General features: G+C 47.0%; 12 protein-coding genes. 11 read left to right on the top strand and 1 reads right to left on the bottom strand.

Features of this window, described 5'->3' with window-relative positions; all coding sequences use genetic code 11:
• Positions 1-75: 75 nt before the first annotated feature.
• The 11 genes from CAG65_RS11725 to CAG65_RS11675 are packed head-to-tail and all read left to right on the top strand — an operon-like array spanning position 76 to position 12,703.
• Positions 76-1,479 carry an undecaprenyl-phosphate glucose phosphotransferase gene (locus CAG65_RS11725; RefSeq protein WP_161453750.1) on the top strand — a complete coding sequence of 468 codons (1,404 nt, stop codon included), beginning with the start codon at positions 76-78 and terminating at the stop codon, positions 1,477-1,479.
• Positions 1,463-2,752 (top strand): capsular biosynthesis protein, encoded by a 1,290-nt coding sequence (locus tag CAG65_RS11720; protein ID WP_161453749.1) that lies wholly within the window; start codon positions 1,463-1,465, stop codon positions 2,750-2,752. Before CAG65_RS11725 ends, CAG65_RS11720 begins: the two co-directional genes overlap by 17 nt.
• The gene (locus tag CAG65_RS11715) at positions 2,753-3,322 is read left to right on the top strand and encodes a polysaccharide biosynthesis/export family protein (protein WP_161453748.1); all 570 of its coding nucleotides are present in this window, start codon (positions 2,753-2,755) and stop codon (positions 3,320-3,322) included.
• 1 nt (position 3,323) lies between these two features.
• Positions 3,324-5,453 carry a GumC family protein gene (locus CAG65_RS11710; RefSeq protein ID WP_161453747.1) on the top strand — a complete coding sequence of 710 codons (2,130 nt, stop codon included), beginning with the start codon at positions 3,324-3,326 and terminating at the stop codon, positions 5,451-5,453.
• The gene (locus tag CAG65_RS11705) at positions 5,450-6,667 is read left to right on the top strand and encodes a lipopolysaccharide biosynthesis protein (RefSeq protein WP_161453746.1); all 1,218 of its coding nucleotides are present in this window, start codon (positions 5,450-5,452) and stop codon (positions 6,665-6,667) included. The genes CAG65_RS11710 and CAG65_RS11705 overlap by 4 nt, the downstream gene beginning before the upstream one ends.
• Positions 6,664-8,037: a capsular biosynthesis protein gene (locus CAG65_RS11700; protein ID WP_161453745.1), complete on the top strand. Its 1,374-nt coding sequence runs from the start codon at positions 6,664-6,666 to the stop codon at positions 8,035-8,037. Before CAG65_RS11705 ends, CAG65_RS11700 begins: the two co-directional genes overlap by 4 nt.
• 1 nt (position 8,038) lies before the next feature.
• Complete coding sequence (locus tag CAG65_RS11695) at positions 8,039-9,034, top strand: glycosyltransferase (protein WP_161453744.1); 996 nt, start codon at positions 8,039-8,041, stop codon at positions 9,032-9,034.
• 1 nt (position 9,035) lies between these two features.
• Positions 9,036-10,247 (top strand): glycosyltransferase family 4 protein, encoded by a 1,212-nt coding sequence (locus CAG65_RS11690; RefSeq protein ID WP_161453743.1) that lies wholly within the window; start codon positions 9,036-9,038, stop codon positions 10,245-10,247.
• On the top strand, positions 10,244-11,344 hold the full coding sequence (locus tag CAG65_RS11685) for a glycosyltransferase family 4 protein (protein ID WP_161453742.1): 1,101 nt from the start codon (positions 10,244-10,246) through the stop codon (positions 11,342-11,344). The genes CAG65_RS11690 and CAG65_RS11685 overlap by 4 nt, the downstream gene beginning before the upstream one ends.
• Positions 11,316-11,753, top strand: a complete 438-nt coding sequence (locus CAG65_RS11680; RefSeq protein ID WP_040902556.1) for a hypothetical protein — start codon at positions 11,316-11,318, stop codon at positions 11,751-11,753. Before CAG65_RS11685 ends, CAG65_RS11680 begins: the two co-directional genes overlap by 29 nt.
• 14 nt (positions 11,754-11,767) lie before the next feature.
• Positions 11,768-12,703, top strand: coding sequence for a glucosamine inositolphosphorylceramide transferase family protein (locus tag CAG65_RS11675; RefSeq protein WP_161453741.1), 936 nt, complete (start codon positions 11,768-11,770; stop codon positions 12,701-12,703).
• Positions 12,704-12,762: 59 nt separating this feature from the next.
• On the opposite strand, the gene CAG65_RS11670 is transcribed toward CAG65_RS11675, so the two are convergent.
• The gene (locus CAG65_RS11670) at positions 12,763-13,017 is read right to left on the bottom strand and encodes a YgjV family protein (protein WP_021705229.1); all 255 of its coding nucleotides are present in this window, start codon (positions 13,015-13,017) and stop codon (positions 12,763-12,765) included.
• Positions 13,018-13,267 lie beyond the last annotated feature (250 nt).

Genomic DNA, 13,267 nt, shown 5'->3' with positions numbered 1-13,267 from the left:
CTATGCTAACCAGATGGTTTTATTCAAATTCTATTTGTTTCTCTGATTCGAAATTGGTTTTTATTTGAGGCGTAAATGGTATCCCGTCACACGTTAAAATTTGTCGACAATGGTTACGCAACTGTCGTGAAAATTATCGATTTTTGTGTCATCAATTTTTCTTTAACCTGGCTCATCCGTGAGTCAGGAAAAAATGAAACAATAGTTGATATCTCAGCGGCAGTTATATTCGGTATTTTGTTCGTGTTATTTGGTGAAAATACCAAGTTGTATGAGCTGCGTTTGCCGATGCGTGTGCGGCGGTTGATTGCTCGCTTTGTGATGACGGCCCTTTTGACCTACATCACGATGTTTGTTGTGAAGCATGCCTTAAACGGCATGGAAGGCTCTGCGATAAACAACTTAAAGGGCAGTATGTACGACATCTGGATTGTCTCTAGTATCCTGGTGTTATTATCGGTGCGCCTAATAGGCTTACAGCTCTACCGGATGTTCCGGCGGACGAAACGGGTTGCGATTGTTGGCTTGACTCCGGCCGGGCTTGCTATTGAACAAGCATTGTTGCGCGATTACCGCAAAAAAGATGTGAAGATTGAGTTTTATGATGACCGTTCAGAAGAGCGCTTTAGCTATTTGATCAAAAGCCCGTTTCGCGGCCAGGTAGACGGATTAATTGAAAAGGCGAAAAACAACGAACTGGATGATGTCTACATTGCGTTACCTATGGTGGCGAAAGATCGTATCCGGGATTACCTCGATCGCTTGTCAGACACGACAGTGGATACGTCCATCGTACCTGACTTGTACAGCTACAACCTCTCGGTATCGCAGATCAATACGGTAGGTAATGTGCAGACATTCAGTGTTTTTTCTTCTCCTTTTGATGGTATCGGCGCAGTGATCAAGCGCATCGAAGACATCATCATCGGCGGTGCAATAACGATATTGATTTCTCCCGTTCTGCTGTTTGTTGCATTGGGCGTCAAATTCAGTTCCCCCGGGCCGATTTTGTTTAAGCAGGATCGTTATGGATTGGGAGGGAAAAAAATCAAAGTCTGGAAATTTCGTTCAATGAAAGTGATGGAAAATTCAGTCGTAGTGACTCAGGCCACGAAAAACGATCCGCGAGTGACCAAGTTTGGTGCCTTCATTCGACGCACTTCTCTGGATGAACTACCGCAATTTTTTAACGTGTTGCAGGGGACGATGTCGATTGTGGGGCCAAGACCACATGCAGTCGCTCATAACGAACAATATCGGGTGATAGTGGATAATTACATGATTCGCCACAAAATTAAGCCTGGGATCACCGGATGGGCGCAAATAAACGGTTATCGAGGGGAAACCGAAACCGTCGACAAAATGGAAAAACGCGTACAGTACGACATTCAGTACATGCAGGAATGGTCACTGTGGTTTGATCTGAAAATAATCTTTTTAACTGTGTTTAAAGGTTTTGTGAGTGAAACGGCTTACTAACTGTGCATTGCTTGCTGGATTGGTGAGCCAGCCTGTTTGGGCAGACCTTACCCCGAAATCTCATATTGGTCCGTTAGGTATTGATTTTCAGAGCCAGGTTGGGTTGGATTACGGCCACGACAGTAATGTTACGTATCAGGCAGAAAAAACACCGGAAGGACAGGCGGTTTCCTCTGTCTATTACCAGTTGTCGCCGATGATCCAGGCGACGGGAGAGCGTGGAGAAGATCGTTATTACCTGATGTATAACGGCAATTATCGTCGTTACAACAGCAGCGAAGACGATGATTTCAACGATCATTTCTACATGTTTGAAGGAAAGTGGCGTTTTGGCTTACGCCATGGGCTGAACTGGAATATTGCACAAACACTGGGCCATGAGGCTCGCGGACAAGAGACAACCGAAGGTTTTACGTACGGTCAGTATCAAGATTTCAATATTCATCAGGCGCTCAAAACCTCACTGGTCGACTCGCAGCTTAGATACAGTTATGGCGCACCTGAGGGGCGCGGCAGCTTGCAGGTCGCAGTCGAAACGAAAGATCTTTCTTTTCGGGATACCGATGACATCCAAGAGGACTTTCGGCAGTACATTCGTGAACAGGAATGGCGCGAGAATTCCCTGATTGTCGAGCTGTTTGATCAATACTCGTCAAGGACCCGCTTTCGCTACTCGTTCATTAGCAATTATCGTCAGTATGACGTGAATGAACTGAAAGACACCAGTGAATACTACCTGCTTTACGGTATTCAAACACAACGAACCGGTAAAACCTGGATAGAAGGAAATATCGCTTTGTTGTACAAGGATTTTGATAATAACCCTGCGGCCGAAAGCTTTACCGGATTAAACTGGGATATCAAAGCGCAATGGAAGCCATTGAAACACTCTATGCTGGAATTGTATACCTGGCAAAAGGTGAAAGATCCGTCGGAAGAAGGGGGCTACATACTGGATTCCAAAGTGGGCGCGTCATGGGAGCATCATTGGTGGGTTGACCGACTGTCTACCAAGCTTGCCTACGGTTATCTTACTGAAGACTATCGGGTCACGAATAATAATCGCAGAGACAATGTTCAGACCGTCAGAGCGTTAGTTGGTTACGATTTTCGTCCCTCAATCCGGTTTGAGTTGAGCTATGTGTACAACATGAAAGATTCCAACAAAGACACCGATACATTCTTTATCGGTGCCAATCAAACTACTCCTGTAGAGCGAACACTGGGTTATGACCAAAGTGTGGTGCAGTTGACAATGAAGGTTCAAATCTAAATGAAGAAGTGGCTAGTACAGTTTTTAGTTGTGATGTTTTTGGTGTCGCCTTGGGCGCAAGCAGGCACTGAACCCAGCTCATCCTCGCCAGCCCAAACTGAGGTTTACTCGTCCAATGACGATTATCGCCTTGGTACTGGTGATCAGATCAGTATTCTGGTCTATGGCGAGCCGGATATGTCAATGAAACTCAAGGTGACCAAAATCGGCGAGGTTAACTTCCCCTACATCGGGAATGTGCGGCTGACGGGCAAAACACCTGCTGAGATCGAAACCGATATCGAAACCCGTTTGCGTGGCGATTATCTAAGAAACCCGATGGTAACGGTGAATCTGGAACAGTTTCGTAAGTTTTACATTACCGGAGAAGTAACCAGCCCTAACGGATATGAGTATCAACCTCGATTGACGGTGGAACAAGCCATTGCTTTGGCAGGGGGCTTTACTGATCGGGCGGACCGTGGAGATATCAACATTCGATTGCCTGATAACCAATTGATAAAGAATGTAAAACTGACACATCCGGTTAACCCGGGTGACACGGTAATAGTTGAACAGAGTTTTTTCTAATATGACGATTTCATTGGTAGAAAGTGGCCGCAAGCTTGAAAGTAGTATTGATTTCACGCCGTTTCTTCGGGCCCTTAAAAAGCATTGGCTGAAAGTGACGTTGGCCACCGTAATCGTGACGGGTATTTCCGTCCCTTTGGTGGCTCAAATGACCTCGAAGTACGTTTCGACGGCCACGGTCATGATCAAAGCGCAACAAGATAACGCCACACCGCTCAAGCAAATCGACGGTTACGACTCCACACGCGATCCGTACTACGAAACGCAATATAACCTGATGCAATCGCGCGTTGTTCTGGTAAAAGCCATCACGTCACTGAAATTGCAGGAAGATGAAGCATTCAATGGCGATGAAAAGAACGATGAAAGCCAGTGGACGTTATCAGAAGAAACCCGCATAGAGAATGCGCTAAAAACATTGCGGAAAAACCTGTCATTTACACTGATATTGCGTACTCAACTGGTTTACGTTTCCTATGAATCGGCCTCTTCAGAACGCGCGGCAGAGATAGCCAACGGTGTCGCTCAGGCTTTTGTCGACTACACCATTGAGCAGAAAATAACAAAAACCAAAGCTGCACAGGTGTGGAATGCGCAGCAAATGGAAGAGCTGAAAGTTCAGGTCGACGCCAAGAAAAAAGAGATGGCGGATTATCTGAATCAACAAGGCTTGCTGACATTTCGTGGTATCGATGGTTTTGAGACTGAGAATCTCGGCATCACGACCAATAAATACGCGGATGCGAAAGAGCGCCGTCTGGCTGCTCAGGCGGACTACGAGACCATGTTGAAAATTGCAAATGGACCGATTGAGAACCTGGCATCGCTACCGGAGATCTCTGGTCACGCTCAACTTCAGGATCTACGTATTGCCTTGATTCAGGCTCAGCGTAGCTTGTCAGATTTGAGCCGTCGTTATGGCCCCAAACACAATAAGATTCAGGAGGCCCAGGCGCAGATTGATGCCATCAAAAAGCAGACTTATCTATTACTGAATGAATTGAAACAGGGTTTACAGAAGACATATCAGGCAGCATTGATTAAAGAGCAGCGGTATAAAGCATTACTGGATAACCAAGCCACAGATTACAAAGCGTTGGTGGCCAAGCGTGATCACTACAATGATCTCAAAACTGAACTCGATAAGACCGAAGATTTATACAAAGAACTGTTTTTACGCACGAAAGAACAAAGTCTGACGTCGACATACCGTGAGTCGGATGCCGTGATATACGATCCGGCGGTGGTGGCGGAGAAACCACAGAAACCGAATAAAGCACTGCTGATCGCGATGGTGTGCGTCATGACATTTATTCTCAGTGTGTTGGCAGTGATTGTTATGGCCGCGTTGGATCGTCGAATTACCCATCTCGGTCAGTTGCGAGGCAGATTGGGTCTGGACAGCGCGGGAGATTTACCCAAATTCGAAACCCAAGGTGACTGGTTGCGTCGCATCAGTGAAAACCCGGCTTCAGCTGAGATTGTCCACGGTATTAATGCCGCAATTCACCTCGACGCTGTACCGCAGATGAAAGTGCTGGGTGTAACGTCTTGTTTCACGGATGAAGGAGCCTCTTCGCTGTGCCGTTTACTGGCTGATGCGATGAGCGATAAGAAACGCACACTGCTGGTGGATCTGGATTACCGGGCTTCGCACCCAATGGTGCTCGCCTCGGCCAAAGAGAATCAACAGCAGGGCGGTTTTTCTGCGTTGGTCAACCAGTTGGGTAAGGAGCAAATTGTTGGTGTTCGACAAAATTTAGACGTTGTCGCACGCGGTGAGCTGGATGAGTCGCCTCTGGTCTTTTTTGACCGTGATGAATTTACGGCCTGTATAGATCAGCTATCGCAACAATATGATCAACTGATCCTGAATCTGCCAGCGCTGGAAGAGAGCAAGGATACTCTTTTGGTATCTCGAGTGTTGGATGTTCTGGTGGTGGTGGTCAAAGCCAATCAGCATCAGTCGCCGGAACTGACGCGTGAACTGAGTAAGTTAACGATGTCGGCAGAGCAAAGCGTCTTTGGTGTGCTAAATCAGGTCAACGATGATGATCTGCAAAGCGAAGAAAGCAAAGCATTTGTTGCTCAGGGATCGTCACTTGCTTTGGATACGCTGGAGCAAGCATGAGTTTGATTCGTAGCATCACCACAATCGCCGGCTCTTCTGTGATGTCTCAGGCGATTGGTGCGCTTTCGATCTGGCTGATTTCCCACTATTACGGCATGGCCGAGGTGGGCAACTATGCGCTGACATACAGTATTGTTCTGATTGGCGCACAAGTGTGTATGTTTGCGTCTCAGTTAATTCTGCCCAAACAACAAGAAGAATGTTTGTCACAGAACATTGTGTTCTGCTTAGTTCAGACGACAATCATCGCGATTCCTTATGCAATAGCTGTCGCGATGATCTTCAATAGGTCAGTAACGATTTTGTATGTGCTGACGCTTTGTCATGCCTGGATTTTGGTCTCTGAAAACTTGTTGCTCAGAGTCGAAAAAATGAAACTGTTGGCTCTGCAGAGAATGTCTGCATCACTGGTGGTGATGAGTGCCATTTTACTGAGTCACAGTGTCACACAAATTTACCAGCTTTGGGCGGCTATGCTGTTGATCATGATTGTGCTTTGGCTAAGCTACTCGATTGATTTCAAAGCGTTAACCTGGTCACAGTGGACGCCAGCGGCCAACTGGCAATTTTTCCTGGAAAATCGCAGCCACATCATGAAAGTTGGCAGCGCCGAAGTGCTGGCGATGGCCAATTCGAATCTCCCGACAATTCTGATCAACTTCTGGTTTTCGGCGTTAACGGCAGGGTACTTTGCAGTGGTCAGCCGGTTTTGTCTTGCGCCTGTGATCATTGTCGGTAACGCTGTTCGAAACTCAATCTTTTCCAAATGGTCGATCGATTTTCGCAACAGTCGATTTAATTACGATGAATTCATTAAAGTCCGCAAGCTGCTGTTTTTGTTGGGGCTGGTTGCCTCGGCAGGAGTGTTTATCTTTTACCCTATCGTTATGCAGCTCGGGTTTAGTGATGAATGGATTGAGTCAATTCCGACATCCCGTTACATGTTGCCGTATCTCTTTCCAGCGTTGGCGGTGTGCCCACTTACGGTGATTGAACTGGTATTTGGATCTCCCAAATATTTTTTACGCATTCAGGTCGAGCAGTTATTGGTGGTGGCGGCGGCGTTTGTCGTTCTTCCGTATTTCTATAACGACTATGCCTACTCGGTGTTGGCGTTCGCTCTGTTGTCGGCGCTGCGCTACGCGTTTATCTACGTACGCGTGAATCAAAGGGCGCGCAGTTTGAAACGGGCTGAAGGGGTAACCACCGCGTGACATTGAATAATGGCTTGTTCTTGCAACTGTATACTTTTGCCACCTTGGTAGCGTGTGGTCTGATTCAGTATTTTACTGGCATCGGGGCGGTGCTGTGGTTGCCATTTATTCTTGCGTTTCTGATGCTTGGGCTGTTGATGATGCAGGCGCGTTACAGTGCGTTCGCTCTTGACCCCCAAGAGCTTGTCACGATGACGCTGTTTGTTGGCTTCTTTGCGATGGCGGTGATATCGACCGTCTTGCAAAGTGGGCTCACTGTTACCATTGTTGGACTCAAAAATGAGCTGGCGTTGAGCTTGGTGATGCTTTGCATGTTGCTTGGTTTCTGCCGTGAGTCACAGTTGTATCGTGTAACAAAAGCGTTGTATTGGGTGTTCTACCTTCAGTTTCCGGTAATTGCGTATCAAATCTTAGTGGTAGTACCCCAGCGAGTCGCGTTTAAAGGTGAATACGAAAAATGGGATTCCGTGGTTGGCACATTTGGTGGCGATCCTATGGGAGGCGGAAATACTGCGGCCATGGGGCTTTTTTGTATGCTGATCATGCTGCTTAAGCTCTCAGAATACAAACATGGCGTCGCCAGCAAAAAGAGCACCGCCCTGCATATTGGCGCCGCCTTTTTGTTGTGCATTGTAGGTGAGGTGAAATTTGTTATTTTGATTTCACCTTTGCTTCTGGCGTTTGTCTGGTTTGCACCAAGTTATGTGGCGGGAATGAAGCGCTACGATTTGAAAATGATGTTGGCCATCATTGGTGGCGTGTTCAGTTTGATCGCGATTGCGATTGCAATTTTGGCTGCGTCATACGTTTCTTCGCTCGGCGCGGATCCGACCACCAGCGCACTGGATATTTTTATCACATCACTCGACTACATTTTGGACCCCAATTACGTGATGCCGTCAGGGGAGTTAGGACGTTTAACTACCTTGTTTTTCTGGTTCAACAACAGCGATTTATATGGGTTACCAAGTCAGTTGTTTGGGTATGGGTTGAACGCCACAAACCACGGCAGTAGCGTCGCGCCTGGTTTCCTCAACATCGTATTTAACCTGCTGTTGGACTCGACATCGTTGAGTATGATGTTGTGGGAAATCGGCCTGTTTGGAACCCTGTTCTACGTGATGACTGTCTTATACGCCGTCCAGATTGCGTTTCCTAGGCCGTTGCTCGCCAGCCAAGAGCTAAACCATACGGATAAGCAACTGCTGTCCTGGCAGCCCGCATATATTGCGTTTATTTTTGCCGGATTGTTGAGCTTGCCGTACAGCCAGATTCTGATGCTAACACCTATGTATCAATTTCTTTTTTATTTTTCACTGGGGGCCATTTTGGTCATCCGAAAGTCTGTTTTAACCGCGAGCACGCAGTGATATGACTGAAAAACCAATGATCAGCGTGATCATCAAAACATTTAACGAGCAGGCCGGTATCGCCAACACCATTGTAAGTATCCGGACTCAGTTGGATGCGTTAAGTTTGCCTTACGAAATTTTGGTTGCGGACAGTTTGTCGACCGACGCCACTCAGGAGATTTCTTTGCAGCATGGGGCAACGGTGATCGCGTTGCGCCATGCGGATGAACGTTGCTGTGGGGTCGGACATCAACTGGGGTATTTGCATGCTCGGGGAGAGTTTTTGTTGCTGATGGACGGTGACATGCAGCTTGAAGCGGGTTTCATTCGCCTGGCTTTGGATTTCTTGCAGACAAACCCGGAATACGCAGGCGTTGCCGGCACGGTTGAAATGGATGAGGCCGTCAGCTACGAGTTTCAGTCACGTAAGCAACGACTGGCGACAATCTATCCGATCGGAGACTGCGACCACCTTGGTGGTGGCGGAATGTATCGTAAAGCCGCCGTTGATGATATAGGTTACCTGACCAACCGAAACCTGCATTCGTATGAAGAAGCCGAACTGGGTATGCGCCTGACGTTAGCCGGTTATAAACTGCATCGTCTGAATGTGCCATACTTTTACCACCACTCTTATGATCTGTCGACATTGGCGTTGCTCACCCACCGTTGGCGCAGCGGCTATCTGTTCGGTTCGGGCGAGTTGCTGCGAGGCGCGTTTGGTAAGTCGCATTTTAAGCAAGCTTTGTTCACGGTAAAAAATGCCTTGCTGTTTGGTGGCTATCTCACTCTGATTGCGTTGTCTCTGTTGAGTCTGAATCCGGCATTAGTGGGATTCGCGCTGATCCCATTATTGGGCTTTTTTATCCTTAAAACTGTGCGGAATCGTTCTGTTAAAGCCGGTGCTTACAGCGTCTTGAATCTCAGCATGCATTCTGTCGGATTCTTTGTTGGACTGTTTCGTCCGGTCAAAGATCCAATGGCTGCACCAGAACACAACGTGAGAGAGAAATGAGATGAAAGTATTGATGGTCAATAAGTTTTTCTTTCACAAAGGTGGCGCTGAAACGGTGTTTTTTCAGGAGCGGCAACGGGTAAAACAAGCGGGCATCGAGGTGGTTGATTTTGCGATGCAACATGAAAACAATCTCCAATCGCCATACTCAGACTTTTTCGTCAGTAACGTCGACTATCATGGTGGGCACTCGCTTTCTTCAAAGATACAGACGGCCATCCACTTTATTCATAATACGGAGGCGTGTGAAAAGCTGGCACGACTCCTAAAGCAGGAGCAGCCGGACATTGTCCACTTCCACAATATTTATCATCAATTGACGCCATCGATTATTAAAGTTGCGCATAATCATGGTTGCAAGACAGTACTAACGGCACACGACACGAAAATTGCTTGTCCGAGCTACACGATGTACCGGGATGGCCACACTTGCGAAGCATGTCTGCAAGGAAGCGTATGGAACGCATTTCGTTACCGTTGCCAGCAAGGCTCTGCGTTTAAGAGTTTATTGTTGTCGATAGAAGCAACATTTCAGTCGCTGGCGAAAAACTATCACCAGTTAGATGTGATTGTCTCTCCGAGTGAGTTTCTGGCGAAGATTATTCGCCAGAAGTTGCCGGATAATCGTATCGAGGTGATCGTCAACGGTATCGATGAATCCATTGATGCATCACAGTCGCAAGATGGCCGCTACTTCCTATATCTGGGACGCCTGAGTAAAGAAAAAGGCGTAGCAACGTTGACCGATGCTTATCAACTGAGCCAGCGTCATATATCACTGAAGTTGGTCGGTGACGGCCCGTTGTATGACGAGATCAGTGCACGGTATGACAATATCGATATGCTAGGGTTTAAAAGTGGTGATGAGCTGCATGCGTTGATTCGCAATGCAACGGCGGTAATTGTACCGTCTGAATGCTACGAGAATTGTTCTATGTCGGTAATTGAAGCCATGGCGTATGGCAAGCCAGTGATAGGGGCTGATATCGGCGGTATTCCTGAGCAAGTTCGTGACGGCATTGAAGGGCGGTTATTCGAAGCGGGCAATGCGCAATCTTTGGCAAGTGCCATGGACAACCTGGCGAACAACACACAGCTGGTTGATCGTTTCGGGGTTAATGCGCGTCATCGCTTTGAAGAAAAATATACCTTAGCTACGCATCAGCGGCATCTGCTGGCATTGTATCAATCTCTGGTAGGAGAAACGTCATGAAAGTTACTGTACTCGGCACGCGCGGAATACCCGATGTGTTAGGCGGAGTGGAAACCCATTGTCAGAACCTCTATCCGGAAATGGCCAGTCAGTCGGACATTGACATTACTGTGATTGCACGATCACCTTATGTGCAGTACACGCGGAGCGAGTATCATGGGGTTCAGCTTAAATCGGTTTGGGCACCCCAAAAGAAATCGCTGGAAGCCATCTTGCATTCCACTCTGGCCGCTCTCACCACCCTGACTGATGGATCAAAAGTGGTTCAGGTACACGCTATTGGTCCAGGGTTGGTTGTGCCACTGTTAAGACTACTGGGCAAACGGGTAGTCTTCACGCATCATGGCCCTGATTATGATCGCCAGAAGTGGGGAGCGTTTGCCAAAGCGATACTCAAACTTGGTGAAAAAATGGCGGTGACCTATGCCAATGATGTGATCGTCATTTCAGAAGTGATCAACCATTTAATAAAACAAAAATACGGTCGCCTTGATGCTCATTTGATACATAACGGTGTGCGAGAACCACGACCTATAAATGCGAGCGTTCAGCAGAAAATTTTGACCAAACATGGTTTGGCCGAGAAATCGTATATTGTTGCTGTTGGACGGTTTGTTGAAGAAAAAGGTTTCCATGACCTGATCAGTGCGTATCAGAAAGCGGACATTGAACAACCTTTGGTTTTGGTCGGCGACGCTGATCATCCGACGCCATACAGTGAGAATTTGAAACACCGGGCTGAAACGACACCAGGCGTGCAGTTGACTGGTTTTGTCAGTGGTGATGAGTTACAGACCATATTCTCTCAGGCTGGGCTATATGTGATGCCGTCTTACCATGAAGGGTTACCTATAGCGCTTTTGGAGGCAATGTCATATTCACTGCCAGCTATTGTCAGTGATATCCCCGCGAATAAAGAAGTGAAACTGGAAGATCGCGTGTACTTCCCAGTATCGGACGTGGATGCCTTAGCCGATAAGTTACAACAGGCCCACATCGGAGAGCGCTGTGATTACTCAGCGTATCTCAGCAAATACAACTGGGCAGAAATAGCTCAGCAGACACTGAATGTCTGGAACAAAGCAGCAGGAAAGTAAAAGAGTGATCGATAACCGAAGTAAAGCCGTTAAGCAGTTCTATCACATGCTGGATAAAGACGTGGCAGATAGCCTAGATGAGTCACAGCGCAACGAAATTGAACGAACCATCGATGCGATGGGGTTAGTCACCCGGCATCCTCTGGATGTCAGGAAAACCATTCCCTGGATTGGTAAACGTTATTACTTCGTGTTACTTGCAGGACGCGATCGGCGGCGTGCCGTTCGGTATGAGAAATCGCGGCTGCTGAATTTTTTGTTAACCGCGACCATTACGTTGGGGATTGTCGCGATCATTGTACTGGCACTGCTGGCGTTATATCTGATCAAGTCGGCGCTTGGTATTGATGTTTTCAAGCACTTCTCATTTGGTGTGTGGGATTGGTTTAAGGACCTGTCTGGCATTTAAGGAGGAGCAAACGGATGCTCAAAGCGATAGTGGATAAGTTGTTTCGTCTGGAGGAATGGCAGATCGGTGTGGTACGAGACAGCCATTTCACAGACGCGGATTTTTATCAGAAGGTACGCTGGTACAACTTCGCCGGTTATTCGTTTGAGGCGGATCCGTTTTTATTCGAGCTTGATGGCTTGCCTTATCTCGCATTTGAAGTGTATAGCTATTTCGTCGGGCAGGGGAAACTGAAATGTTTCGACTTAGCAGGCAAGGAATACGATTTTTTTAGCGATATCAATGAACAGAATGGGCATGTTTCGTTTCCCTATATGTTTGAGTATCAGGGCGAGTTGTATCTGATGCCGGAAACGTCGGATCAAAAGGTAATTAAGCTGTACCGTTTTGAACCGGAAAATCAAAAGTTTATTTATGTCCGGGATTTGCTTTCTGGTCACGAGTATGTCGACAGTGTTCTGTATCCGCATCAGGATGGCTGTTACCTTTTTACGTCCAGCAATGAAGCCCCAACCAAGCAGCGTTTGTACCGGGCTGATGAGTTGACGTCAACGTTTCTTGAACACCCCCAGTCTCCGATTGCGGATAGTCCCCAAAGTGGCCGAAACGGCGGTGCAATTTTGCAGCATAACAGTCAACTTTTCCGGGTAGCACAGACATCAGAAGGTTCAGTGTACGGCCGTTCCATTCTATTGATGCGTATTGAGTCGCTCAGTCGCGATGAATATCGAGAGAGGGAATGGCAGGAGTTGACACCGTCGGCCCCATTTCCAGATGGATTGCATACGTTAAATCAGTGTAATGGAACGTGGGTCATTGATGCCAAGCGTTACAGCTATGCGCCGACCAATATAATCATAAAACTGGCTCACAAGCTGGTACCATTCTTCCGACCAAGTACTCGCTACCCTTTGCATTACGCACAACGAAAGTTACCAGATGACATTTGATACATACAAAAATCCCCAGAGTCGCTCTCCGGGGATTTTTAGATTCATTTGATTAGTTGTTATGCAACGTTTTCAGCGCTACTGCCGGTTTTTTTTTCTTGTTGCATTTTAGTCAGGAAGTAGACGTTGACGCAGGCAATGAAACCGTTGGTCACAACAACTGGCCATGCATCGATCATCAGACCGTAAGCGGTAAAAAGTGCACAACCAATAAAGTTAAGTACGCGCAGTTTGACGATGTCTTTCATGGTGAGCGAGATCGCCACCATGATAGAGGCTGCGTAACCCATAATTTCAACCATGTTCATGTCCATTATTTGACCCTCTTGTATATGCCGCACAGTGTCAGTGTGGGTACCAATCTTCTCTTCGTGAGATTATTGAGGAAGCTCCATGCCTCGAATGGTCTGTTTAATTAACTGGTTTGAACTATAACAGTGCTAAATGTGTGATAAAAGCCCCAAAATAATGAACGGAGAAGGTTAGCGATTACGCAAACGTTTAACGCTATTATCAAAAATGTAATTACCAATACTGTTGAAAGATAAGTTCCCTGTATACAAG

Origin of the sequence: Vibrio sp. V39_P1S14PM300 (assembly GCF_009904765.1) — a bacterium.
GTDB classification, from domain to species: domain Bacteria; phylum Pseudomonadota; class Gammaproteobacteria; order Enterobacterales; family Vibrionaceae; genus Vibrio; species Vibrio proteolyticus.
This window is presented reverse-complemented; position numbering and strand designations above follow the sequence as displayed.

Excerpts from the sequence above, each read along its gene's own strand:
- CAG65_RS11675 (WP_161453741.1), top strand. The coding sequence starts at position 11,768 with ATGCTCAAAGCGATAGTGGATAAGTTGTTTCGTCTGGAGGAATGGCAG.
- CAG65_RS11685 (WP_161453742.1), top strand. The coding sequence starts at position 10,244 with ATGAAAGTTACTGTACTCGGCACGCGCGGAATACCCGATGTGTTAGGC.
- CAG65_RS11695 (WP_161453744.1), top strand. The coding sequence starts at position 8,039 with ATGACTGAAAAACCAATGATCAGCGTGATCATCAAAACATTTAACGAG.
- CAG65_RS11680 (WP_040902556.1), top strand. The coding sequence starts at position 11,316 with ATGTCTGGAACAAAGCAGCAGGAAAGTAAAAGAGTGATCGATAACCGA.
- CAG65_RS11705 (WP_161453746.1), top strand. The coding sequence starts at position 5,450 with ATGAGTTTGATTCGTAGCATCACCACAATCGCCGGCTCTTCTGTGATG.
- CAG65_RS11725 (WP_161453750.1), top strand. The coding sequence starts at position 76 with ATGGTATCCCGTCACACGTTAAAATTTGTCGACAATGGTTACGCAACT.
- CAG65_RS11715 (WP_161453748.1), top strand. The coding sequence starts at position 2,753 with ATGAAGAAGTGGCTAGTACAGTTTTTAGTTGTGATGTTTTTGGTGTCG.
- CAG65_RS11670 (WP_021705229.1), bottom strand. The coding sequence starts at position 13,017 with ATGGACATGAACATGGTTGAAATTATGGGTTACGCAGCCTCTATCATG.
- CAG65_RS11710 (WP_161453747.1), top strand. The coding sequence starts at position 3,324 with ATGACGATTTCATTGGTAGAAAGTGGCCGCAAGCTTGAAAGTAGTATT.
- CAG65_RS11690 (WP_161453743.1), top strand. The coding sequence starts at position 9,036 with ATGAAAGTATTGATGGTCAATAAGTTTTTCTTTCACAAAGGTGGCGCT.